Origin of the sequence: Zavarzinia sp. CC-PAN008 (assembly GCF_051903925.1) — a bacterium.
Lineage (GTDB): Bacteria > Pseudomonadota > Alphaproteobacteria > Zavarziniales > Zavarziniaceae.
Genome location: NZ_CP173678.1, coordinates 4190001 through 4213897, shown reverse-complemented (window position 1 = coordinate 4213897; position 23897 = coordinate 4190001). Strand labels below are relative to the sequence as shown.

20 protein-coding genes are annotated in these 23897 nt (G+C 69.1%); 18 read left to right on the top strand and 2 right to left on the bottom strand.

Translation table 11 applies throughout. The features are described from left to right. Window positions 1–115: 115 nt before the first annotated feature. The 9 genes from gatC to ACI6GS_RS19675 all read left to right on the top strand — a co-directional run bounded on the left by gatC (window position 116) and on the right by ACI6GS_RS19675 (window position 9511). Window positions 116–403 (top strand): Asp-tRNA(Asn)/Glu-tRNA(Gln) amidotransferase subunit GatC, encoded by a 288-nt coding sequence (gene gatC, locus ACI6GS_RS19715; RefSeq protein WP_439815171.1) that lies wholly within the window; start codon window positions 116–118, stop codon window positions 401–403. Continuing rightward, window positions 400–1881: an Asp-tRNA(Asn)/Glu-tRNA(Gln) amidotransferase subunit GatA gene (gene gatA, locus ACI6GS_RS19710; protein ID WP_439815170.1), complete on the top strand. Its 1482-nt coding sequence runs from the start codon at window positions 400–402 to the stop codon at window positions 1879–1881. The genes gatC and gatA overlap by 4 nt, the downstream gene beginning before the upstream one ends. After that, complete coding sequence (gene gatB / locus ACI6GS_RS19705; protein WP_439815169.1) at window positions 1881–3329, top strand: Asp-tRNA(Asn)/Glu-tRNA(Gln) amidotransferase subunit GatB; 1449 nt, start codon at window positions 1881–1883, stop codon at window positions 3327–3329. The genes gatA and gatB overlap by 1 nt, the downstream gene beginning before the upstream one ends. A gap of 92 nt (window positions 3330–3421) precedes the next feature. Then, on the top strand, window positions 3422–4306 hold the full coding sequence (locus ACI6GS_RS19700; RefSeq protein WP_439815168.1) for a hypothetical protein: 885 nt from the start codon (window positions 3422–3424) through the stop codon (window positions 4304–4306). 138 nt (window positions 4307–4444) lie between these two features. Continuing rightward, a complete protein-coding gene (locus ACI6GS_RS19695) occupies window positions 4445–7165 on the top strand; it encodes an ATP-dependent DNA helicase (protein ID WP_439815167.1) in 2721 nt (906 codons plus the stop codon). Continuing rightward, window positions 7162–7899 carry a double zinc ribbon domain-containing protein gene (locus ACI6GS_RS19690; RefSeq protein ID WP_439815166.1) on the top strand — a complete coding sequence of 246 codons (738 nt, stop codon included), beginning with the start codon at window positions 7162–7164 and terminating at the stop codon, window positions 7897–7899. Before ACI6GS_RS19695 ends, ACI6GS_RS19690 begins: the two co-directional genes overlap by 4 nt. Before the next feature lie 78 nt (window positions 7900–7977). After that, window positions 7978–8235: a glutaredoxin 3 gene (gene grxC / locus ACI6GS_RS19685; RefSeq protein WP_439815165.1), complete on the top strand. Its 258-nt coding sequence runs from the start codon at window positions 7978–7980 to the stop codon at window positions 8233–8235. Beyond that, on the top strand, window positions 8235–9095 hold the full coding sequence (locus tag ACI6GS_RS19680) for a carbon-nitrogen hydrolase family protein (protein ID WP_439815164.1): 861 nt from the start codon (window positions 8235–8237) through the stop codon (window positions 9093–9095). Before grxC ends, ACI6GS_RS19680 begins: the two co-directional genes overlap by 1 nt. Beyond that, window positions 9092–9511 (top strand): DUF1178 family protein, encoded by a 420-nt coding sequence (locus tag ACI6GS_RS19675; protein WP_439815163.1) that lies wholly within the window; start codon window positions 9092–9094, stop codon window positions 9509–9511. The genes ACI6GS_RS19680 and ACI6GS_RS19675 overlap by 4 nt, the downstream gene beginning before the upstream one ends. Window positions 9512–9712: 201 nt before the next feature. Here the strand turns inward: ACI6GS_RS19675 and ACI6GS_RS19670 are convergent, their stop codons facing one another. Then, window positions 9713–10510, bottom strand: coding sequence for a PP2C family protein-serine/threonine phosphatase (locus tag ACI6GS_RS19670; RefSeq protein ID WP_439815162.1), 798 nt, complete (start codon window positions 10508–10510; stop codon window positions 9713–9715). 163 nt (window positions 10511–10673) lie between these two features. Here ACI6GS_RS19670 and ACI6GS_RS19665 point away from each other — a divergent pair, with 163 nt between their 5' ends. The 9 genes from ACI6GS_RS19665 (at window position 10674) to clpB (ending at window position 21913) form a co-directional block, all read left to right on the top strand. After that, entirely contained in the window at window positions 10674–12479 is a 1806-nt protein-coding gene (locus ACI6GS_RS19665; protein WP_439815161.1) for a protein kinase domain-containing protein, read from the top strand. Between the two features lie 56 nt (window positions 12480–12535). After that, window positions 12536–13171, top strand: coding sequence for an OmpA family protein (locus ACI6GS_RS19660; RefSeq protein ID WP_439815160.1), 636 nt, complete (start codon window positions 12536–12538; stop codon window positions 13169–13171). Between the two features lie 49 nt (window positions 13172–13220). Then, on the top strand, window positions 13221–13871 hold the full coding sequence (locus tag ACI6GS_RS19655) for an OmpA family protein (RefSeq protein WP_439815159.1): 651 nt from the start codon (window positions 13221–13223) through the stop codon (window positions 13869–13871). Between the two features lie 139 nt (window positions 13872–14010). Beyond that, a complete protein-coding gene (gene ispG, locus ACI6GS_RS19650; protein ID WP_439815158.1) occupies window positions 14011–15138 on the top strand; it encodes a flavodoxin-dependent (E)-4-hydroxy-3-methylbut-2-enyl-diphosphate synthase in 1128 nt (375 codons plus the stop codon). Window positions 15139–15140: 2 nt separating this feature from the next. Then, the gene (hisS, locus tag ACI6GS_RS19645) at window positions 15141–16385 is read left to right on the top strand and encodes a histidine--tRNA ligase (RefSeq protein ID WP_439815157.1); all 1245 of its coding nucleotides are present in this window, start codon (window positions 15141–15143) and stop codon (window positions 16383–16385) included. Window positions 16386–16394: 9 nt separating this feature from the next. Then, window positions 16395–17468 (top strand): peptide chain release factor 1, encoded by a 1074-nt coding sequence (prfA, locus tag ACI6GS_RS19640; RefSeq protein ID WP_439815156.1) that lies wholly within the window; start codon window positions 16395–16397, stop codon window positions 17466–17468. Continuing rightward, a complete protein-coding gene (prmC, locus tag ACI6GS_RS19635; RefSeq protein WP_439815155.1) occupies window positions 17465–18328 on the top strand; it encodes a peptide chain release factor N(5)-glutamine methyltransferase in 864 nt (287 codons plus the stop codon). The genes prfA and prmC overlap by 4 nt, the downstream gene beginning before the upstream one ends. Before the next feature lie 200 nt (window positions 18329–18528). Continuing rightward, entirely contained in the window at window positions 18529–18969 is a 441-nt protein-coding gene (locus ACI6GS_RS19630; protein ID WP_439815154.1) for a DUF4167 domain-containing protein, read from the top strand. A 346-nt stretch (window positions 18970–19315) separates the two neighbouring features. Further along, window positions 19316–21913: an ATP-dependent chaperone ClpB gene (gene clpB, locus ACI6GS_RS19625; RefSeq protein WP_439815153.1), complete on the top strand. Its 2598-nt coding sequence runs from the start codon at window positions 19316–19318 to the stop codon at window positions 21911–21913. A 42-nt stretch (window positions 21914–21955) separates the two neighbouring features. Here clpB and ACI6GS_RS19620 read toward each other — a convergent pair whose 3' ends face one another. Continuing rightward, the gene (locus ACI6GS_RS19620; RefSeq protein WP_439815152.1) at window positions 21956–23530 is read right to left on the bottom strand and encodes a peptidoglycan DD-metalloendopeptidase family protein; all 1575 of its coding nucleotides are present in this window, start codon (window positions 23528–23530) and stop codon (window positions 21956–21958) included. Window positions 23531–23897 lie beyond the last annotated feature (367 nt).

Below are 23897 nucleotides of genomic sequence, written 5' to 3'. Positions count from 1 at the left end.
TCCGTTGCTTGTGGCGCGGGCACGGTGCTAGGGTCCGCCGCGCGCGGACGGGCCCCTTGGGGTGCGGCCGGGCTGCGGCATTGGGTCCCGCGATGACCCTCACAGAGGCGGTGGAATGTCGGTCGATCACAAGGATGTGGTGAAGATTGCGCGCCTGGCGCGCATCAAGGTCCAGGAGGCGGAGATTGCGCCGCTGGTCCAGGAACTCAACGGCATCCTGAACTGGGTCGAACAACTGTCTGCGGTCGATACGGCCGGCGTCGCGCCCATGACGTCCGTCGTCCACAATTCCCTGCCAAGGCGCGACGACGCCGTGACGGACGGCGGCATCCCGGCGGATGTCCTGTCGAATGCGCCGCACGCCGAACATGGCTTCTTCACCGTGCCGAAGGTGGTCGAATGAGCGAGCTGACCCACCTGGGCCTGGCGGAAGCCCGCGACGGCCTGGCCGCCCGCCGCTTCAGCGCGCGCGAACTGGCCCAGGCGCATGTCGCCGCGATCGAGGACGCCCGCGCCCTCAATGCCTATGTGGTCGAGACGCCGGAGCAGGCGCTGGCCATGGCCGATGCCTCCGACGCCCGGCGCGCGAAGGGGGAGGCGGGTCCGCTGGACGGCCTGCCCATCGGGATCAAGGACCTGTTCTGTACCAGGGGCGTGCGGACCACGGCGTGCTCCAGGATCCTCGGCAATTTCGTGCCGCCCTACGAGTCAACCGTGACCGCCAACCTGTGGCGCGACGGCGCCGTCCTGCTGGGCAAGCTCAACATGGACGAGTTCGCGATGGGCTCGTCCAACGAATCGAGCGCGTTCGGCCCGGTCATCAGCCCGTGGCGGCGGCCCGGCGACAACCGGCCGCTGGTGCCCGGTGGCTCCTCTGGCGGTTCCGCCGCGGCGGTGGCGGCGCGCCTGTGCTTGGCGGCGACGGGGACGGACACCGGTGGTTCGATCCGGCAGCCGGCCGCCCTGACCGGGACGGTCGGGCTGAAGCCGACCTATGGCCGTTGCTCGCGCTGGGGCATCGTGGCCTTTGCCTCCTCGCTCGACCAGGCGGGACCGATGGCGCGCAGCGTGCGCGACGTGGCCCTGATGCTGGGGAGCATGGCGGGCCACGACCCCAAGGATTCGACCAGCGTCGACACGCCCGTGCCCAACTACGAGGCGGCGCTGGGCAAGGGCGTGAAGGGCCTGCGGATCGGCGTGCCCAAGGAATACCGGATCGACGGCATGCCGGCCGAGATCGAGGCGCTGTGGCAGCAGGGCTGCGACTGGCTGCGGGCCGGTGGCGCCGAGATCGTCGAGATTTCGCTGCCCCACACCCACCTGTCGCTGCCCGCCTATTACGTGGTCGCACCGGCCGAGGCATCGTCGAACCTGGCCCGCTATGACGGCGTGCGCTTCGGCTTCCGCAAGGACGGCGGCAACCTGATCGAGCTGTACGAGAACACACGCGGCGAAGGCTTCGGCAAGGAAGTGCGCCGGCGCATCCTGATCGGCACCTATGTGCTCTCCGCCGGCTATTACGATGCCTACTACCTCAAGGCACAGCAGGTGCGCAGCCTGATCGCCGGCGACTTCACGACGGCGTTCGAGAAGGTCGATGCGATCCTGACCCCGACGACGCCGGGGCCGGCTTTCCCGCTTGGCGAAGGCTCGGCTGATCCAATCGCCATGTACCTGAACGACGTATTCACCGTGACCGCCAACCTGGCCGGCCTGCCGGGCCTGGCCCTGCCGGGCGGCCTGTCGGGCGACGGCCTGCCGCTGGGCCTGCAGGTGATCGGTCGGCCGTTCGACGAGGAGACGCTGATCCGCATCGGCGACGTGATCGAGGATGCCGCAGGCTTTACCGCGCGGCCCGATGCCTGGTGGGGAGGACGCTGATGATCATCCAGGGTGCGACAGGACCGTGGGAGATCGTGATCGGGCTGGAGGTCCATGCCCAGGTCGTGAGCCAGTCCAAGCTGTTCTCCGGCGCCGCCACCGTATTCGGGGCCGAGCCGAACACCCAGGTCAGCCTGGTCGATGCAGCCTTTCCCGGCATGCTCCCGGTCATCAACCGCTTCTGCGTCGAGCAGGCGGTCAAGACCGGACTGGGGCTTAAGGCGCAGATCAACCACCGCTCGGTCTTCGACCGCAAGAACTACTTCTATGCGGACCTGCCGGCCGGCTACCAGATCTCGCAGTACACCCAGCCCATCGTGGGCAAGGGGGAGATCACGATCGACCTGTCGGACGGGTCGAGCCGGACGATCGGCATCACCCGCCTTCACCTGGAGCAGGACGCGGGCAAGAGCCTGCACGACCAGCATCCCAGCCTGACCTATGTTGACCTCAACCGGTCGGGCATCGCGCTGATGGAGATCGTGTCGGAGCCCGACATGCGCTCGCCCGAGGAAGCGGGTGCCTACCTGAAGAAGCTGCGGGCGATCCTGCGGGCGCTGGGCACCTGCGACGGCAACATGGAGGAAGGCTCCATGCGGGCCGACGTCAATGTGTCGGTGCGCAAGCCGGGGGCGGAGTTCGGCACGCGCTGCGAAATCAAGAACGTGAACTCGATCCGCTATGTCCAGCAGGCTGTCGAGGTCGAGGCACGCCGCCAGATCGACATCATCGAGGACGGGGGCACGATCGCGCAGGAGACGCGTCTGTACGAGCCGGCGTCACGCACCACGCGCGCCATGCGGAGCAAGGAAGAGGCGCACGACTATCGCTACTTCCCCGATCCCGACCTGCTGCCGCTGGAGTTGGAGGACGGCCTGATCGAGCGACTGCAGGCCGAGCTGCCCGAACTGCCGGACGAGATGAAGGCGCGTCTGGTCGCGTCCTATGGGCTCAAGCCCTATGATGCGGGCGTGCTCGTGGCGGATCCGGAGGCGGCGGCCTTCTACGAGACGGTGGCACGCGGGCGCGACCCAAAGCTTGCCGCGAACTGGGTCATGGGCGACCTGTTCGGCGTGCTGAACGCCAAGGGCGTGACCATCGGCGAAAGCCCGGTCTCGGCGGAGGCGCTGGGCGGTCTCCTTGACCTGCTGGCCGACGGGACGATCTCGGGCCGCATTGCCAAGGACGTCTTCGTGGAGATGGTCGAGACGGGGCAGGGCGCCGCAGGCATCGTCGAAGCAAAAGGCTTGCGTCAGGTGACGGATACAGGCTCTATCGAGGCAGCGATTGCAGGGGTACTGCAGGCAAATCCGGACAAGGTGACAGAATTCCGGGCCGGCAAGGACAAGCTGTTCGGCTTCTTCGTGGGTCAGGTCATGCGCGCGACGCAGGGCAAGGCGAACCCGGCCGCAGTGAATGAGATTCTCATGCGGCAACTGAAGCAATAGGCGCAAGCGCCTGCGGCTGTTATAGTTCTTGTCTGTGCCAAGGGGTCAGTCCTCTGGGGGCGGAGTGCGTTGCGTGATTCGTGGAGAGGGGCATGGCTTTTTCTAGGCTCATGACGGCTGCCGTGGCGCTCGGCATTGGCTTGGCCGTGTCCGGTTGCGAAACCAGCATGTTCGGTGATTCGAAGCCTGCGGCGGGGGCCGTCCCCGTGGCCGAGGCAGCGCCCAAGCCAGCCGAGCCGGCGGCGCAGCAGTCGGCGGACAACGTCGCCGCGATCACCAGCGCCGCGATGGCGGCATCTGGACCCGCCCCCGCGGCGACGCCCGAGCCCGCGGCTGAGCCGGCCAAGCCGGCATTGCCGCCGACATTCCGCACGGCATCCGGCAAGGTCTTCCCGACCATGCCGCAGCCGCGCCCCGCGACGCTCACCGATGCCAACCCGCCCGCCTCCGGCGCGCAGGTGGCGGCGGCCACGGTGCCGCCTGCGGCGTTCGTGCCGCCGACCGGTCCGCGCCAGCCGAGCGCTGCCGCCGGAACGTCCGCCGCCATCGCGTCGGCCATTCCGCGGCCCAACCGGTCGTGCCAGTCGGCCAAGGAGGCCGAGGCCGATGCCGTCCGCCATTTCCAGACGGTGCTGATGGTGGCGGCACTCAAGTGCCACCGGATGAATCCTGAACTGAAGGTTACGGAGCGCTATAACGACTTCGTCCGGCGTTTCAGCCCGGTTCTCGTCACGCATTCGAATACGTTGCAGGCCTTCTTCCGCAAGCAGCACGGCCGCGGCTTCCTGCGCCGCTTCGACAACTATGTCACCGTGCTGGCGCAGGAAGTGTCCGAGGAAAGCAACAAGATCCCGAACTATTGCCAGACGATGCTGCCCCTGGTTGAGCAGGCCCTGGCGACCAAGCCGGCCGATTTCGGCAAGTTCTCCCTGACCCAGGCGATCCCGGCCCAGCGCCCTGTCGCCGCCTGCAAGTAGCGCTGGGGCGGCCAGATGGCCGCTTCGGGGTCATCGGAACTGAGACCGCCTGACGGGCTCCGGAGCGATCCGGAGCCCGTTGGCGTTGAGGCGCCGTTCGTGCCAGCCATGCCTCCTTCTGACTTGGCCCCTTCTGACTTGGCCTCGCCTGACCTGGTGGCCCTGGTCGCGGTGCCCGGGCGCCTGGTCTCGGTCAGCGCCAGTGGCGAGGTCGACGACCTGAACCCGGAGGATGCGCGTGCGCTGGCATCGGCCGGGCGCCTCCTCTGCGTCCATGCGCCCAGCCTGGCGCGCCGGCTGGGTCTGGACCGGCTGGCCGGGCTGGACCTGCTTGAACTCTTCGCGTTCGTTCATCCGGCCCGCTTCTGCCTGCCCAGTCCGCGCGGACTGGCCGCCGCGCTGGACCTTGACGTACCGGACGATCCGGTGGACCAGGCCCTGGCCCTGCATCGCGCCCTGGCGCTGCTGCTCGGCACCCTGGCGGCACCCGGGCAGCGAGGCCAGGCCATCGCCGCGCGGGTGGCCGCCGCGATGGGGCAGGCCGGCTGGCCCTGGGCGCCGGCCGTGCTGCAGGCCTTGGGCGGTGCGCGCGACGGTCCGGGCAGCGGCTTCGACGTCTGGACGCGGCTTCCGGAGTGGGAGGAACCGCCCCCCGAAGGCGATCCGCTGAGCCGGCCGGTCAGCGAGGACGAGGCCCGGCAGGCCCTGGCCGGATTGCTGCACGATGCGGCAGAGGCGCGGCCACAGCAGGCGGACTATGCGGCGCTGGCCGCAGGCGCCTTTGCCCCCCGCCTGCGGGAGGGTGCGCCCAGCATGGTCCTGGCCGAGGCGGGAACGGGCATCGGCAAGACGCTGGGCTACATCGCTCCGGCCTCGGTCTTCGCGGCCAAGAATGGCGGCCCGGTCTGGCTGTCGACCTATACCCGCGTCCTGCAACGCCAGCTGGACCGGGAACTGTCCCGCCTGTATCCGGTCGCCGCGGAGAAGGCGGCCAAGGTCGTCGTGCGCAAGGGGCGGGAGAACTATCTCTGCCTCCTCAATTTCGAGGACCAGGCCCGCCAGGGGCCGCCGGACCGGCCGGACCGGGTGGCGCTGGGCCTGATCGCCCGCTGGGCCGAGGCGACGCGCGACGGCGACATGGTGGGCGGCGACTTCCCGGCCTGGGCCGGCGACCTGCTGGGTGTGCGGGTCTCCGCCCTGACCGACCGGCGGGGCGAGTGCATCCATTCGGCCTGTCCGCACTATCGCAAGTGCTTCATCGAGCGCGGCATCCGCAAGGCCCGTCAGGCAGAGATCGTGGTCGCCAACCATGCCCTGGTGATGATCACCGCCGCACGGGCGGTCGAGGGGCGCGACATTCCGCTGCGCATCGTCTTCGACGAAGGGCACCACGTCTTCGACGCGGCGGACGGCGCATTCTCCGCGCATCTCACGGGTGTGGAGGCGGCGGACCTGCGGCGCTGGGTTCGCGGGCACGAGGAGGGGCGCAGGGCCCGCGTCGCACAGCGGGCGCGCGGTCTCACCGCCCGGATCAGCGACCTGGTGATCGATGACGCGGACGCGGATCGGGCCCTGGCCGATGCCCATGCGGCCGCTGCCGCGTTGCCGGGCGAGGGCTGGCTGGCCCGCATCCAGGCCGGCAACCCGGTGGGACCGGCCGAGACGTTCCTTTCTGCCCTGCGGACCCAGGTCCTGGCCCGGACCCGCAACCAGGTCGAGGGCAGCCTGCGCCGCGAATGCGAGAAGGCCCCGGCGCTGCCTGAGGTGCTGGCCGCGGCCAGCGGGCTGGATGCCGCCCTGGAACGGCTGCAAGGCCCCCTGCAGACACTGGTGCGGCGCCTGCGCGACCGCCTGGACGAGGACGCGGAGACGCTGGACAGCGCCGCCCGGGCGCGCCTGGACGCCGCCGCGCGGGGCATCGAGCGGCGCGTGGGGGATCAGGTGGGCCCCTGGCGCGCGATGCTGCGGGAATTGGATGACATCACCCCTGAAGGGCTGGTCGATCTTTGTGCCATCGACCGGGCAGAGGGGCGGGAACTGGATTGCGGCCTGCACCGCCATTGGGTCGATCCGACGCAGCCATTCGCGCGCGTCCTGCTGGATCAGGCGCATGGCGCCCTGATCACCTCGGCCACGCTGCGCGATCGCTCGCACGCCGATTCGGATTGGCAGATGGCGGAAATGCGGACCGGGGCGCATCACCTGGTGCTGCCCCCGCGCCGCGCCAGCCTGCCCTCGCCCTTCGACTACGCGTCGCGCACGCGGGTCTTCGTCGTGACCGACGTGCGGCGCGACGCGCCGGACGATGTCGCTGCTGCCTATCGCACGCTGTTCCTGGCGGCGGGTGGCGGCGCCCTGGGCCTGTTCACGGCGATCAGCCGGCTGCGCGGCGTGCACCAGCGGATCCACGAGGCGCTGGAGACGGCGGGGCTGGACCTGCTGGCGCAGCATGTCGATCCGCTGGATGTCGGCACGCTCATCGACCTGTTCCGGGCGGAGCGCGATTCCTGCCTGCTGGGCACCGACGCGGTCCGCGACGGCGTCGACGTGCCGGGCCAGGCGTTGCGCCTGATCGTGTTCGACCGCGTGCCCTGGCCGCGCCCCGACTTGCTGCACAAGGCACGCAAGGCCGCTTTCGGCGGCACCGCCTATGACGACATGCTGACGCGGTTGCGGCTGAAGCAGGCGTTCGGCCGCCTGATCCGTCGGCAGGACGACATGGGGGTCTTCGTCATCCTGGATGCGATGACGCCCACCCGGCTGCTTGACGCCTTTCCGGACGGCGTGGCCGTGCAGCGCGTGGGCCTGGCCGAGGCGGTCGCCGGGACACGGCAATTCCTGGACAGTCGCCGGCCGTGAGCCGTGCGCTGGCCCATTGGGGGCGGCGCGCCCTGGATATCCTGCTGCCCCCCCGTTGCCTGCGCTGTGGCGAGGCGGTAGACGAGCAGGGGCGCCTGTGCCTGGCCTGCTGGTCGGGCATCCGCTTCGTGGAAGCGCCGCTGTGCGGGTGCTGCGGCGTGCCGCTGGATTTCGACCTGGGGCCTGGGGTGCGGTGCGGGGCCTGCCTGGCGCATCCGCCAGCCTTCGACCGGGCCCGCACGGTGATGGGCTATGACGAGGCGAGTCGCGACCTGATCCTGCGCCTGAAGCATGCCGATCATCTGGAGGGCGCCCCCCATTTCGCCCGCTGGCTGGCGCGGGCCGGGGCGGAGCTGGTGCAGGGGGCGGATGCGATCGTGCCTGTGCCGCTGCATTGGCGGCGGCTGGTCCTGCGCCGCTACAACCAGTCGGCGGTACTCGGCATGGCGCTGGCCCGGGTATGCGGCGTTCCCTGCCGGCCCGACCTGCTGCTGCGCCTGCGACCGACGGCAAGCCAGGGCCACCTGGGCCGCAGCCAGCGTGCCCGCAATGTACGGGGCGCCTTTGCCGTGCGGGGCGGCCAACCGGTACCCGCCCGCATCGTGCTGCTGGACGACGTCCTGACGACCGGCGCCACCGTGGAGGCATGTGCCCGCACGCTGAAGCGTGCCGGCGCGGTCAATGTCGATGTCCTGACCCTGGCCCGCGTCATCCGGCCCATGCAGGTGGGATGAAACGCACGCGATCTCTCCCCAGATTTGGGGCATGATGCCCCGCGCCCGGCCGCAGCCGGGCCCCAAGGAGTTGCGCCTGTGGCCGAGATCACGATCTACACCACGATGATGTGCCCCTATTGCGCGCGTGCGAAGGCGCTGCTGGAGAAGAAGGGGGCCGAATACGCCGAGATCGACGTGATGATGGACGCAGGCCGCCGGCGGGAGATGATGGACCGCGCCGGTGGCCGTCACACCGTCCCGCAGATCTTCATCAACGGGCAGCACATTGGCGGCTGCGACGATCTCTACGCGCTGGACCGGAAGGGCGGGCTGGACCCGCTCCTGGCGGCCTGATGGGCGCGCCGCTCGACCTCCTGACCGTCGCCTGCGTCCAATACACCGCGACCACCGACGTCGCTGGGAACATCGCGACGGCAAGCGGCTGGATCCGCAAGGCGGCGGCAGCCGGGGCCCAGCTGGTGGCGACGCCCGAGGTGACGTCGCTGATGGAGCGCAAGTCGGAGCAGGTCTTTGCCAAGACCACGACCGAAGAGCGCGACACCGCGCTAGCCGCCCTCCGCGCCCTGGCCGCGGAACTCGGCATCTGGCTGCTGATCGGCTCGCTCCCCATCCGCATCGCGGAGGACAAGCTGGCCAACCGCTCGTTCCTGGTCCGCCCGGACGGCAGCCTGGCCGCCTCCTATGACAAGCTGCACATGTTCGACGTCGACCTGCCCAATGGCGAGACGTCGCGCGAAAGCCGCAACTATCGGCCCGGCGACCGGGCGGTGCTGGCGCAGTCGCCCTGGGGCGGCATCGGCCTGACCGTCTGCTACGACCTGCGCTTTCCCTATCTCTATCGTGCGCTGGCCAAGGCGGGTGCCCGCATCCTGACCTGTCCGGCGGCCTTTACCCGCATCACGGGGCAGGCGCACTGGCACGTCCTGCTGCGCGCCCGCGCGATCGAGACCGGCTCTTTCGTGATCGCCCCCGGCATGACCGGCGACCACGAGGACGGGCGCAAGACCTTTGGCCATTCGCTGATCGTCGATCCGTGGGGCGAGGTCCTGGCCGATGCCGGCGTCGAGCCGGGCTTCGTCACCGCGACCCTGGACCTGAGCCGGGTCGAGGACACGCGGACCCGGATCCCGTCTTTGCGCAACGAGCGCGCCTTTGAGGGGCCGGAACTCGAACTGCCGAAGGCGGCGGAATGATCGTCTATGACCTGAAGTGCGAGGCCGGCCACGTCTTCGAGGCCTGGTACAAGGACAGCGACGCCTATGCCAAGCTGCGCGCGGCCGAGGCGATCGCCTGCCCGGACTGCGCCTCGACCCGGATCGAGCGGGCGCCCAGCGTGCCCATGATCTCAACCGGCAAGGGAGCGGCCGAGCACGCGGCAGCGCAAGCCCGCGCAAAGGTCATGGCGATGCTGCGGGAGGTGCGCTCCCAGGTCGAATCAAACTGCGACTATGTGGGCGAGCGCTTCGCCGAGGAGGCGCGGCGCATCCACTACGGCGAGACGCCGCCGCGCGGCATCTACGGCGAGGCGACTCCCGACGAGGCCGAGGCCCTGAGTGACGAGGGGGTCGAGGTCGCTGCCATCCCCTGGGTCCCTCGCACCGACGACTGAGGGGAACAATACGGCGGAGATTCAGACGCCAAGCTCACCCCGCTCAGTCCCGCGAAAGCGGGAAACCAGAGCCACCAGCGTTGTCCTCGCGGCCCCTGGATCCCCGCCTTCGCGGGGATGAGCGGGAGGAAGTCCCAGCCGCAATTGCATCGAGCTCAATGGCCGACCTGACGGAGCCCTTGAACCGGCCTGGAGTTACCCCTAGCGCCGACGGCAAAGGACGGCGGTGACGTTGTCCTTGCCGCCATTGGCGTTGGCCAGTTCGATCAGGCGGGCGCAGGTCGCCTCCAGGTCGGTCGTGCTGGCCAGTTCCTGGGCGATCACCTCGTCATCGACCATGCCGGTCAGGCCGTCGGAGCAAACGAGGTAGAGGTCCTGCGACTGGGCCTCCAGCGTCGTCACGTCCGCCTCGACCGTGCGCCAGGGCCCGATGGCGCGGAGAATCACGTTCTTGCGCGGCTCTGCGCCGACCTGGCCGTTGTCGTTCCATTCCTGCCACAGGGTGTGGTCGCGCGTGATCTGCTCCAGCTTGCCGTCCCGAAAACGGTAGAGCCGGCTGTCGCCCACGTTGAACGTATAGATCTTGTCCGCCGCACCCGGCGCCCAGAAGCCGACCAGCGTCGTGCCCATGCCGCGGCCCTCGGGATAGCCGCGCTGATCGTTCATGCGGAAGATCTCCGCATTGGCGCGATGAATGGCGCGCTTGATCGTCTCCACCATCTGGTCGGCATCGACGCCGGCCTTGGGCTGCAGCGGATTGCCCAGGCGCAGGGTATGGTCCTCGTCCTCCGGCAGGCGCTGGCCCAGGCTGGCCAGCTTGATCACGCCCGACACGGCATTGACCGCGGCCTTGCTCGCCACCTCGCCCGCGTCGTGGCCACCCATGCCGTCGGCCACGATGAACAGGCCGGAATTCTTCACATAGGCAAAGCTGTCCTCGTTCAGCTTGCGGACCCGTCCGACGTCAGACAACGCTGCCACTTCTATCCGCTCGGACATTCGTCCCATTCCTGGATCATGCTTGTCGGCCCCATGATGCCGCCTAAGCGCGGTCCGCGTCCATCCGCGGTGCCACATATGGCCGTCTATCTGTGACGGCAATCGTGAAATTGCGTGGCCGCCTGTTGTATGGTGGGCCAACAACAGGCGAGGCAGAGGGCGCGTGGCGCAGGTGGAACCCAAGCGGCTGGGCAAGTACGACATCGTCTCGGTGCTCGGCCGCGGCGCCATGGGCGTCGTCTACAAGGGCTATGATCCGGGGATCGAGCGCCATGTCGCGCTCAAGACCGTCCGCGCCGACGCGATCGACGACGAGGATGCCAAGACCCTGGCGCTGCAGGGGCTGAAGCGCGACGCGCGCGCCGCAGGCAAGCTGCAGCACCCCAACATCGTCGGCGTCTATGACTATGGCGAGGAGGAGGGGATCGCGTTCATCGCGATCGAGTTCATCCAGGGCCGCTCGGTCAAGGACTTCCTGGACGAGAAGCGCACCTTCACGGTCGCCGAGATCGTGACGATCATGGACGAGTTGCTGACCGCGCTGGAGTATTCGCACCAGCGCGGCGTCGTACATCGTGACATCAAGCCTGCCAACGTCATGATCACCGACGAAAAGCGGGTCAAGATCTGCGACTTCGGCATTGCCAAGGTCGAATCCTCGACCGCGACGCAGACCGGCATGATCATGGGCACGGCGGCCTACATGCCGCCCGAACAGTTCATGGCCCTTGCGGTCGATGCCAGGTCGGACATCCACGCCGCGGGCGTGATGCTCTACCAGCTGCTTGCCGGCAAGAAGCCGTTCGAGGGCACGACCGAGCAGATCATGTACAAGGTCCTGAACGTCGTTCCGGACCCGCCGTCCAGCGTCAATCCCCGCTCGCCCCACAGCCTCGACCCCGTGGTCGCGAAGGCGATGGCCAAGAAGCCCGAGGACCGCTTCCAGTCGGCCGAGGAGTTCCGCGCGGCACTGCGCCTGGCCGCTGATTCGGCGGATGTCGAGGCAACGGTGCCCGACGAGGACGCAACCCTGGTCGCGATCAAGCCGAGCGCCCTGTCGCTGGAGGATGCGACGGCGCAGATGAGCGGCGTCGGCGGCCTGGCGACGCGGACCAATCCCGAAACCTTCGTCGCCCAGGCCGATCGCGCGCCGCTTCAAGGTCAGGGCGGCATTGCGCCGGAGCGGGCAGCGGGCCGGGATTCCGGGCGCCAGGATTCCGGGCGCCAGGATTCCGGGCGGCAGGCCCAGGATCTGGGGCAGGCCCGCCAGGAGGGCAGGGGGCGCGGTGGCCTGATCGCAGCCATCGTCGCGCTCGTGGTCCTGCTGGGCGGGGCGGCGGGCGCGTGGTTCGTGTTCGGCGCGCAGATCCGCCTGGCGATGTACCTGAATGGGACGGAGGCCGAGGCGGTCGCCGTGCTGGCACCGGATACCGTGGTTCTGGCCCGCGAGGCGACGGAAGGGCAGGCCCTGCCGCCCGAGCCGCTCCAGGGTGGACCGGGACCGGAGACGCCCACCCCGGTGACGACGCCGCCCGTCCAGGGGGCCGGGACACCACCCCAGGGCCAGGACGGCCCGGCCGGCCCCGAAACCGTGCTGACCCCCAACGGCGGACCGACGGGCACGACCGCGACGGTGCCGCCGCCCGACCCGCTCGGCACGACCGATGGCGGCGCCACGGTCGGCACTGTGCCCCCCGATGCGACCATCGGCACGACGGAGGTCCAGCCCGACCCGCCGCCGCAGCCGGCAGGCCCGCCGGGCTATGCCCGGATCGTCAGCCGGCCGGATGGAGCGCGGGTGTTCGCGCCCGATGGGACCGACCTGGGTGTGACTCCAGTCACGGTGAAACTTGCCGCTGGCGAGTACATCTTGAAGGTGCGCAAGGACGGCTATCTGGACGGCGAGATCGACGTCGAGATCCTGCCGGAATTCACGGTCAGCGTGAGTGCTGACCTGACGCTCAAGTAGCCGTGCAGGTGCCCCGGCGTGAAGCCGGGCGCGCAGGCACGTTGGAGGGTAGAGACATGGTCGGGTTGCGCAGGACGGTCCGGGGACTTCTGCTTGGCACGGGTCTGGTCGCCATGGCGGTGTCCGGCATGGTCCTGGCCAGTGCTGCGACCCGGGCCGACACGGTCGACCTGCGGGGGGAGGAGCCCCCCACGACCGACCAGCTGATTCAGGCGCTGAAGCCCAGCCAGCCGGTCCGCACCCGCGGCCTGACCACCCGCGGCCTGACAACCCGGGCGATCCGGCCGGTGATGAACCCGGACGGGACGCCCGCGACTGCCGCGGCCGCGCCGCCGGAGCCGGTCAAACCGCCCGGTGTCATGCTGACGGTCAACTTCGCCTTCGATTCGGCCGAGATCAGCCCAGAATCGCGGCTTGTGCTGCAACGCCTGGGGCAGGCGCTCGTTTCGCGCGATTTGTCGACCTATCGGTTCCAGATCGATGGCCATACGGATGCCAAGGGGACGTCGGCCTATAACCGTGACCTGTCGGAGCGCCGCGCCGCCGCCGTGCGCGCGTTCCTGGTCGCCGACCTGCGCGTGGCGCCGAACCGCCTGACCTCCCACGGCTATGGCGAGGACCAGTTGCTGGACCCCCAGGCCCCCGATTCCGGCGTCAACCGGCGGGTGGAGATCACGAACATCGGCCAATAGGCCGAAGCAACGACGAACAGCACGACGACCGGGCGCCCAGGCGCCCGTCATGCAGGAGGAACCGGCGATGCCGCACTTCAGCGCAAGGGCGTCCCTGATGGTCCGTTCGGCCCTGGCGGGCTTGGCGATGGCGGCCGCCCTGGCCGGCGGCGGCGCGGCCATCCACGCGCAAAGCCAGTTGAACGAGCAGGAACTGATCCAGAAGCTGACGCCCACGGCGCCCGTGACCACCCGCGGCATCCGGCCCGTGATGCGGCCGGGGGATCCCCCGGCCACGGCTGCCACCACGCCCGCGCCGCGTCCCGGCCAGTCGCCCGCGCCGCCGGCGGAAGTGGCCAAGGCGCCCAGTGTCGACCTGGACATCAAGTTCGAATTCGCCTCCGATCGCCTGGATCAGCGCTACATCGCCGATCTTGACGTGGTGGGGCGGGTGATGAATTCGGCGCAGTTGCGCGGCTACAGCTTCCAGATCGCCGGGCATACCGATGCCGTCGGTACGTCCGCCCGCAACCAGGCCCTGTCGGAGCGGCGCGCCGCCGCCGTGCGCGACTACCTGGTGCGGGTCGCCCGCGTGGCGCCCGAACGCCTGGTCACGATCGGCTATGGCGAAAGCCGCCTGGCCGATCCGCGCCGCCCCAATTCCGGCGTGAATCGTCGGGTGGAGGTGACCACGCTGGCGCCGATGGCGGCCCTGCCCTGACCCGGTGTGGGCCGGGCGGGGGCGCCCGGCGCCTGCCGCATGGCCCGCGGCTTGATTTGCGCAAGCGTTCCGACCATGTTGGGCGCGTTCCCGTGAGCCGCGCGCGGGACCCTTCCGCGCGCCCAGATGCGAGTCTTGCATGAGCGTCCGCCCCTATCGCGACATCATTCGCCGCAAGTCCCGCCAGATCCATGTGGGCAACGTGCCGGTGGGCGGCGATGCGCCGATCACCGTGCAGACCATGACCAATACGCTGACCAGCGACGCGGCGGCGACGATCGAGCAGATCCGCCAGTGCGAAGAGGCAGGCGCCGACATCATCCGTGTGTCGTGCCCGGACGAGGAGTCGACGGCCGCCCTGCCGCAGATCGTCAAGGCGGCGCGCGTGCCGATCGTCGCGGACATCCATTTCCACTACAAGCGCGCGATCGAGGCGGCCAAGGCGGGGGCCGCGTGCCTGCGCATCAACCCGGGCAATATCGGCTCCGCCGCGCGCGTGCGCGAGGTGGTCCAGGCGGCCAAGGACTATGGCTGTTCCATGCGCATCGGCGTCAATGCCGGCAGCCTGGAGCGTCACCTGCTGGAGAAGTATGGCGAGCCCTGCCCGGAGGCGATGATCGAGTCCGCCCTGGACCACGCCCGCATTCTGGAAGACCACGACTTCCGCGAGTTCAAGATCAGCGTGAAGGCATCCGACGTCTTCCTGGCCGCGGCCGCCTATAATGGCCTGGCCGAGGCGTGCGACTACCCCCTCCACCTGGGCGTGACCGAGGCGGGCGGATTCACCACCGGCACGGTGAAGTCGGCCATCGGTATCGGCTCCCTCCTCTGGGCCGGGATCGGCGATACGATCCGCGTCTCCCTCTCCGCCGATCCGGTGCAGGAGGTGAAGGTCGGGTTCGAGATCCTGAAGGGCCTGGGCCTGCGCCATCGCGGCGTGCAGATCGTCTCTTGCCCTTCCTGTGCTCGCCAGGCGTTCCAGGTCATCAAGACGGTGGAGGTGCTGGAACAGCGCCTGGCCCACATCTCGACCCCGCTTTCGCTCTCGATCATCGGCTGTGTCGTCAATGGCCCCGGCGAAGCGCGGGAGACGGATATCGGCCTGACCGGCGGCGGCAACGGCACGCACAAGGTCTATGTGGGCGGCATTGCCGATCACAATATCGACGATGCCCGTCTGGTCGATCACATCGTCGACCTGGTCGAGAAGAAGGCCGCGGCCATCGAGGCCGCCAAGAAGAGCGAAACCCTCCCACTCGCATCCTGATCGTGTCATCCCTGCAACCGGTCCGCGGCACCCGCGACATCCTGGGCGAAGAGGCCCGCCGCTTCCGCCTGGTCACCGAGACCTTCCGCGACCTGGCCCAGCGCTATGGCTTTGCCGAGATCTCGACGCCCATCTTCGAGTTCACCGAGGTTTTCCAGCGCACGCTGGGCGAGACGTCGGACGTCGTGTCGAAGGAGATGTACACCTTCACCGACCGCGGCGGCGAAGGCCTGACCCTGCGCCCGGAAATGACGGCCGGCATTGCGCGCGCGCTGCTGTCCGGCGGCCTGGCCAAGGACCTGCCGCTGAAGTTCTTCGGCCATGGGCCCATGTTCCGCTACGAGCGGCCGCAGAAGGGACGCCTGCGCCAGTTCCACCAGATCGACGCCGAGATCCTGGGCGTGCCGGAGCCGCAGGCCGATATCGAGGTGATTGCGCTCGGCTGGGACCTGCTGTCCGCCCTGGGCCTGGGGGACAAGGTCACGCTGGAACTGAACAGCCTGGGCGATCCGGAAAGCCGCGCCACCTATCGCGACGTGCTGGTCGGCTATTTCAGGCAGTTCGAAGAGAAGCTGAGCGAGGACAGCCGGGCGCGGCTGGGCAAGAACCCCTTGCGCATCCTGGACAGCAAGGACGAGGGCGACCGCGTGCTGGTGGCCAATGCGCCGCTGCTGTCGGAGCACCTGAACGAACGGTCCACGACGTTCTTTGCCGACGTGCGCCGCGGCCTCGACGCGCTGGGCGTGCCCTATACGGTGAACCAGCGCCTGGTGCGCGGGCTCGACTACTACAGCCACACGGCATTCGAATTCACGACGACGACGCTGGGGGCGCAGGGCACCGTCCTGGCCGGCGGGCGCTATGACGGCCTGGTCGAGCAGATGGGCGGGCCGCCCACCGCCGGCATCGGCTGGGCCTCCGGCATCGAGCGGCTGGCCATGATGGTCGAGGTGCCGGCCGAGGCGGTGAAGCCCATCGCCATCATTCCTGTCGGCGCGGCGGCGGAGGAGACGGCGCTGAAGCTGGCGCACCGCCTGCGTCGTGCCGGCTTCACGGTTGAGCACGGCTATCGCGGCAATGTCGGCAAGCGGATGAAGCGGGCCGACAAGCTGGGCTGTGCCGTCGCCATCCTGCTGGGCGACGACGAACTGGCAGCGGGGGAAGCGACGGTGCGCACCCTGGCCGACGGCGCCCAGGGGCGCGTGGCGCTGGACCACCTGGAGCAGCACCTCCAGCCCTTCAAGTAAGGGCGGACCATGATTCCTGAGGAAAAACTGGACCGTGTGGTCCTGCGGCACGAGGCGCTGTCCGCCGAACTGGCGCAAGGGGCAGGGAGCGATTTCGCGCGCCTGTCCAAGGAGTACTCGGACCTGGAGCCGCTGGTTGCGGCGATCCGCGCCTATCGCAAGGCGCAGGGCGACCTGGCGGGGGCGGAGCAGATGCTGCGCGACGCGGCCGCCGATCCAGAGATGCGTGACCTGGCCGAGGACGAGGTGCGCGCCCTGAAGGACGCCTTGCCTGAGGTTGAGCGCGCGGTCGCGGTCCAACTGCTGCCCAAGGATGCCGCAGACGACGGCAGCGCCATCCTCGAACTGCGCGCCGGCACCGGCGGGGACGAGGCGGCGCTGTTCGCGGGCGACCTGTTCCGCATGTACCAGCGTTACGCCGAACTGCGCGGCTGGCGGGTCGAGATCCTGTCGGCGTCCGAGGCGGAACTGGGCGGGTACAAGGAAATCATCGCCAATGTCGCGGGCTCGGGCGTGTTCGCCCGCCTGAAGTTCGAATCGGGCGTGCACCGGGTCCAGCGCGTGCCGGTGACCGAGGGCAGCGGCCGCATCCACACCTCTGCCGCGACCGTTGCGGTCCTGCCGGAGGCGGAGGACGTCGACATCGCGATCGACGACAAGGACCTGCGCATCGACGTCTTCCGCTCCAGCGGCCCCGGCGGCCAGTCGGTCAACACGACCGACAGCGCGGTGCGCATCACCCACCTGCCCACGGGCATCGTGGTGCAGCAGCAGGACGAGAAGTCCCAGCACAAGAACAAGGCCAAGGCCATGAAGGTGCTGCGCGCCCGGCTCTATGACGCCGAGCGCCAGCGTCTGGACAGCGAGCGTGCCGAATCGCGGAAGGGTCAGGTCGGCAGCGGCGACCGGTCGGAGCGGATCCGCACCTACAACTTCCCGCAAGGCCGGGTGACCGACCACCGCATCAACCTGACGCTCTACAAGCTGGACCGGGTCATTGCCGGCGACGCCCTGGACGAGTTGGTCGAAGCCCTGATCGCCGAGGACCAGGCCGCCCGCCTGGCGGAGATGGACCAGGGGTGACGGTGTCGCGCGAGACGGTCGCAGACCTGTTGCGTCAGGCTGCGGCCGCCTTGGGCGCGGCGGGGTCGGAGACGCCGCGTCTGGATGCCGAAGTCCTGCTGTGCGCTGTTCTGGGGCGCAATCGGGCCTGGCTGATCGGTCACCGGGACGATTGCCCGCCCCGCGAGGAGGTCGAGCGCTTCCAGGGCTTCGTCGCCCGCAGGACAGGGCGCGAACCCGTCTCCCGCATCCTGAACAGCCGGGAGTTCTTCGGCCTGGACTTTGCGCTGGATGCGGAGGCGCTCGATCCGCGGCCGGACAGCGAGACCCTGGTCGAGGTGGCGCTTGCCCTCATGGCGGATCGCCGCATGGACCCATTGCGCGTCCTGGACCTGGGCACGGGGTCGGGTTGCCTGCTGCTGGCGCTGCTCTCCGCCTTGCCCTCGGCCTGGGGCCTCGGCCTGGATCGCGCCTGGGGTGCTGCGCGCTGCGCCCGGGACAATGCGCGGGCGCTTGGCCTGGGGCCGCGATCCACCTTTGCCGTTGGCTCCTGGACCGCGGCACTCTCCGGCCGGTTCGACCTGGTCGTGTCGAATCCGCCCTACATCCCCACGTCCGCCATCGCGGGTCTGGCGCCCGAAGTGCGCACCTTCGACCCGCGGGCAGCACTCGACGGCGGTCCCGATGGTCTTGATCCCTATCGACGAATCGTCCCCGCGCTGCCGTCCCTGCTTGCGCCCGGCGCGGTCGTCGTCCTGGAACACGGCATGGGGCAGGGGGCGGACATTGCGCCGCTCCTTGTCGGGAACGGCCTGATCCAGGTGCAGCACCACCCGGACCTCGCAGGAATTGGCAGGTGCGTCAGTGCACGTGCACTTTGAGCTTGGAATGGTCGGGGCGAGCGGCTAGGTTTCGACCTGTTCGACGCGGGGTTCGGGACCTTCCCGCCGTGCGTCGCGGAAGCATGACCCCGGTATACCGGACCGTCCACCCGTCAGGCGTCGAGCCGTCGCGACCGCCTGAATGGACCGCCCGAAGGGCCATGCAACAGGTCGCGACGGCCTACAGGACAGACACGGGAATGAGACCAGGTCATCCCAACAACAAGCGTCCGCGCGGCGGGCGACCGAATAATGGCCGCAAGCCGCAGGGTGGCGGCGGGGGCGGCGGTGGTGGCGGTCCCAACCGCTCGTATGATTCGAGCGGACCCGACGTCAAGATCCGCGGGACGGCGAGCCATATCTACGACCGGTACCAGCAGCTGGCCCGCGACGCCCATGCCTCTGGCGACCGCATCGCCGCCGAGAATTTCCTGCAGCATGCCGAGCACTATTACCGCCTGATGGTGGCCGCCGGCGTCACGCAGAACCAGCGCAACAACCAGGCCCAGCAGAACGGCAATGGTGGCCAGGGGCCGCAGCCCGAGGGCGGCGACCAGGGCGAGCGCGGCCCTGCGGAGTCCGAGATGGAAGCGGCTGAGGGCGATGGCCTCAGCGCCGAGCACGACCGCTTCGCCAGCTGATCCGGTTGCCGCTTGTTCGGTCGAACAAGCGGCCCCCAAGCGATCCATCCCACAGTCCAGACCTCCACCCCGGGACGCGTGACCAGCGGTCCTGGCGGCCCGGCACGCCGTGGCGCCCGTGACACCCTGATCGAGATCAAGGCCCGCAAACGCTCCCGCGGGTTGGATCGGCACGCAGGCGTGCGTCCCGTGCGTCCTTGTCGGCTGACGCCCCGTCCGGTCGGGACCAGTCCCCGGCCGGGAGGCTCTTGTGTGGCAACACAGCCACACCACATGAGAGCGAGGCCGGGACGATGCGCTTGCCTGAAAGGCGTCGCGCCGGTGCTGTGACCAGGAGGTATTGGGGATGGATTTCGAGAAGTATACCGATCGCTCGAAGGGTTTCGTGCAGTCGGCGCAGGGGCTGGCCCTGCGGTCCGGACACCAGCGCTTCACGCCCGAGCATGTGCTCAAGGTGCTGCTCGACGACAAGGAAGGCCTGGCCGCCAACCTGATCCGCTCCGCCGGCGGGCGCCCTGAACAGGCGTTGAAGGAGGTCGAGGCCGCCCTGAACAAGCTGCCCAAGGTCGAGGGATCGGGCGCCGGCCAGCTCTACCTGGCGCCTGAGACGGCGCGCGTCTTCGACCAGGCCGAGCAGATCGCGCAGAAGGCAGGCGACAGCTTCGTCACGGCCGAGCGGCTCCTGCTCGCTTTGGTCATGGCCAATGGCACCCCGTCGGCCGAAATCCTGAAGACGGCCGGCCTGACGGCGCAGGGGTTGAATGCCGCGATCAACCAGGTTCGCAAGGGCCGCACCGCGGACAGCGCCTCGGCCGAGGACAGCTACGAGGCGTTGAAGAAGTATTCCCGCGACCTGACCCAGGCCGCGCGCGATGGCAAGCTCGACCCCGTGATCGGGCGTGACGAGGAGATCCGCCGCGCGATCCAGGTCCTGTCCCGCCGGACCAAGAACAATCCCGTCCTGATCGGTGAGCCTGGCGTGGGCAAGACGGCCATTGCCGAGGGCCTGGCGCTGCGCATCGTCAATGGCGACGTGCCGGAATCGCTGAAGGACCGGCGCCTGCTGGCGCTTGACCTTGGCGGCATGGTCGCGGGCGCCAAGTATCGCGGCGAGTTCGAGGAACGCCTGAAGGGTGTGCTGCAGGAAGTGCAGGGCGCCAATGGCGAGATCGTGCTGTTTATCGACGAGCTCCATACCCTGGTGGGTGCGGGCAAGGCGGATGGCGCGATGGATGCGTCCAACCTGCTGAAGCCGGCCCTGGCGCGGGGCGAGCTGCATTGCATCGGCGCGACCACGCTCGACGAGTATCGCAAGCACATCGAGAAGGATGCCGCCCTGGCGCGGCGCTTCCAGCCGGTGATGGTGTCCGAGCCCACGGTGGAGGACACGATCTCGATCCTGCGCGGGCTCAAGGAGAAGTACGAGGTCCACCACGGCGTGCGCATCACCGACAGTGCGATCGTTGCCGCCGCGACCCTCTCCAACCGCTATATCACCGACCGCTTCCTGCCGGACAAGGCGATCGACCTGGTGGACGAGGCCGCGAGCCGTCTGCGCATGGAAGTCGACTCCAAGCCGGAGGAGGTGGACGAACTCGACCGCCGGATCATCCAGCTCAAGATCGAGCGGGAGGCCCTGCGCAAGGAGGATGACCGTGCGTCGCGCGAGCGGCTGGCCAAGCTCGAGGAGGACCTCAAGGCACTCGAGGCACGCTCCGCGGAGCTGACGGCGCGTTGGCAGGCGGAGAAGGACAAGCTGTCCTCGGAGCAGAAGCTCAAGGAACAGCTGGATGCCGCCCGCAACGAACTGGACCAGGCCCAGCGCCGGGGCAACCTGGGGCGTGCCGGCGAACTGGCCTATGGCGTCATTCCGGAGCTTGAGCGGAAGCTGGAATCGGCACAGGGCGGGGCAGAGGAGGCCATGCTGCGCGAGGCCGTGACCGAGCAGGACATTGCAGGCGTCGTATCGCGCTGGACCGGCATTCCGGTCGATCGCATGCTGGCGGGCGAGCGCGAGAAGCTGCTCCAGATGGAGAAGCGGATCGGCGCCCGCGTGATCGGGCAGGAAGAGGCCGTGCGCGCGGTGTCGAATGCCGTACGCCGTGCGCGCGCCGGGCTGCAGGATCCCAACCGGCCGATCGGATCGTTCCTGTTCCTGGGTCCGACCGGTGTGGGCAAGACCGAACTCGCCAAGTCGCTGGCGGCTTTCCTGTTCGACGACGAGCAGGCAATGGCCCGGATCGACATGTCGGAATATATGGAGAAGCATTCGGTCGCCCGGCTGATCGGCGCACCGCCGGGCTATGTCGGCTATGAGGAAGGCGGCGCGCTCACCGAGATCGTGCGACGCCGGCCCTATCAGGTGATCCTGTTCGACGAGGTCGAGAAGGCACATCCCGACGTCTTCAACGTGCTGCTCCAGGTCCTGGACGATGGGCGCCTGACCGACGGGCAGGGGCGGACGATCGACTTCCGCAACACGCTCATCATCCTGACCTCGAACCTCGGGTCCGAGTACCTGGCCAACCAGGCGGACGGGGAACCGGTGGATGCGGTGCGGAACGAGGTGATGGGGGTGGTCCGGCAGGCATTCCGGCCGGAATTCCTCAACCGGCTGGACGAGATCATCCTGTTCCACCGCCTCGGCCGGGCTCAGATGGCGGGGATCGTCGACATCCAGTTGGGCCATCTCCGCAAGCTGCTGGCCGATCGCAAGATCAGCTTGCAGTTGGACGACGCGGCGCGCACCTGGCTCGGCAATTCGGGCTACGACCCCGTCTATGGCGCGCGCCCACTGAAGCGGGTGATCCAGCGGTCGTTGCAGAACCCGCTGGCCAACCTGATCCTGGAGGGCACGATCGGGGAAGGCCAGGCGGTCGAGGTCGGCGTCGCCAATGGCAACCTGGTGATCAATGGTCACCAGGTCGTCGACAAGGCGGCCTGATCGGGCGGGTGCGCCGGGCTTTCCGGCGCACCCAGTACCGCGTCAGCGCGTGGCGGGTCCGTCGGGACCGTCAGCCATGGCGGTCTGCAGGGGGACGCGGGACAGCGCTGCCTCCACCTCGCGCACATGGGCGCGGAAGGCCTGCAGTTGGCGACCGCTGAGCGATCGCCCACTCTGCAGGCGGACGCTCAACGGGTTGATCTGTGCGCCCTTGACCAGCACCTCGTAGTGGAGGTGCGGCCCGGTCGAGCGCCCGGTGGAGCCGACATAGCCGATCACCTGGCCTTGGCGCACCCGTGTGCCGGCCTTCAGCCCGCGCGCGAACCGGCTCATATGGGCATAGGCGGTCGCATATTCCCCGGTGTGCCGCACCTGCACGTAGTTGCCATAGGCGCCCCGCCGTCCGGCGAAGGCGATCGTGCCGTCGCCGGCCGCCAGGATCGGCGTTCCCGTCGCGGCGCCGAAATCGACGCCCTTGTGCATCCGGGAATAGCCCAGGATGGGATGTCGCCGCATGCCGAAGCCGGAGGTCAGGCGCGCCCCGTCGATCGGTGTGCGGAGCAGGGCCTTGCGCACGGAATTGCCCTGCGCATCGAAATAGTCGGCGGTATCGTCGTCGGAAGGGGTGAAGCGGTAGAGCTTGATCGTCCGGCCCGAAACCGTCAGCGCGGCATAGGCCAGGGCACCCGTCCGCACGGGATCGCCGTCGGGGCCGATCTCTTCGGGGTAGTAGACGTCGAACGTGTCGCCGGGCTGGACCTCGCGCTGGAAGTCGACGTCATAGGAATAGATGCGGATCAGTTCCGCCAGCACCGGTGCGGGCAGGCCGGCGCTCCGCGCCGCCGCAAAGAGGCTGTCCTCGATCGTGCCGCCGACGCGGGAGGGCCGGCTGGTCAGGGCGACCTGCTCCGTGCCCGCCGTGAAGGCGCCGTCGGCGCCCCGGGTGACGCGCACCGTCCGGTCGACGTCGGTCATGTAGGCGACGGCCAGCAGCACCGGCTGTGCCGCCGGATCCGTGCTGCCCGGGAGCGGACCGGTCGTGACCTCGATTTCCTGGTCCATGCGCAGCGCGTTCGGATCGCACACCCCTTTCAGGGCATCGATGGCTGCGTGGGCCTCGTCCAGGGTCGCCGCGGCGTCGCCGACGAGGATCTTCAGCAGGCTGTCGCCGGACTGGACCGAATAGGTCGCGGTGGTCAGGGCATTGGGTGCGTCGGGGGTGATCTCGGGAATGGGCGGCGCGTCCTGGGCCGCCAACTCCTCGAGTGCCAGCTCGCCCGCAGCCAGGTGGTCGTCCGGGCCTCCTGCCGGGGCCGTGCCATCCGGCTCCGACCCTGTCAGCGGTTCGGGCATGGGCGCGGCCGCCACGGGATCGGGATTGGCGATCGGCGCAGCGATGCGGATCAGCCGGCTCCAGTCGTCGGGACCGTATGACCCTTGCGTGGATTCCCCGCCTGGGGCGCGGGCACGCACCAGGTCCAGGTGCGGCAGGCTGAGCGCGGAGGACAGGAGCATCCCGGCGACCAGGCCGCTGCTCCCCCACAGCAGGGGTGCCTTCAGAGGGCGACGGGCATGGGCGGCCGCCTTGGCCCGGAATCGTCCATCGCGACGTGCCACGCTGCGTTCGTCCCCTGAATCTGCCGTGTTCCCCGGGTGCGCGGTGACTGGCGAAGCATCGACCACGCCGCGCGGTGCCCGAACCATGGCGGGTTGCGGCTGGAGCGTCAACGCGCGGCCGAACCGGCCACATTTTTTGCCGACGGCGGAATGCAGGAAATCCGCGGCTCTCGAAAGTGCGAACACCGATCACCCTGCGACAAGGCGTTCGCCTGTCAAAAAAAGGACTTGCGGCAGGTCCGGGCAGGGCGTATCTAGCCGCTCACCGACGGCACACACCGCCCCGACGACGAAAGAAGTTGACGGCGGGGCGGGCTGAAGGTAGAAAGAAATTTCCGGCTGGTGCCGCGAGCCTTAAGGCTCCTCC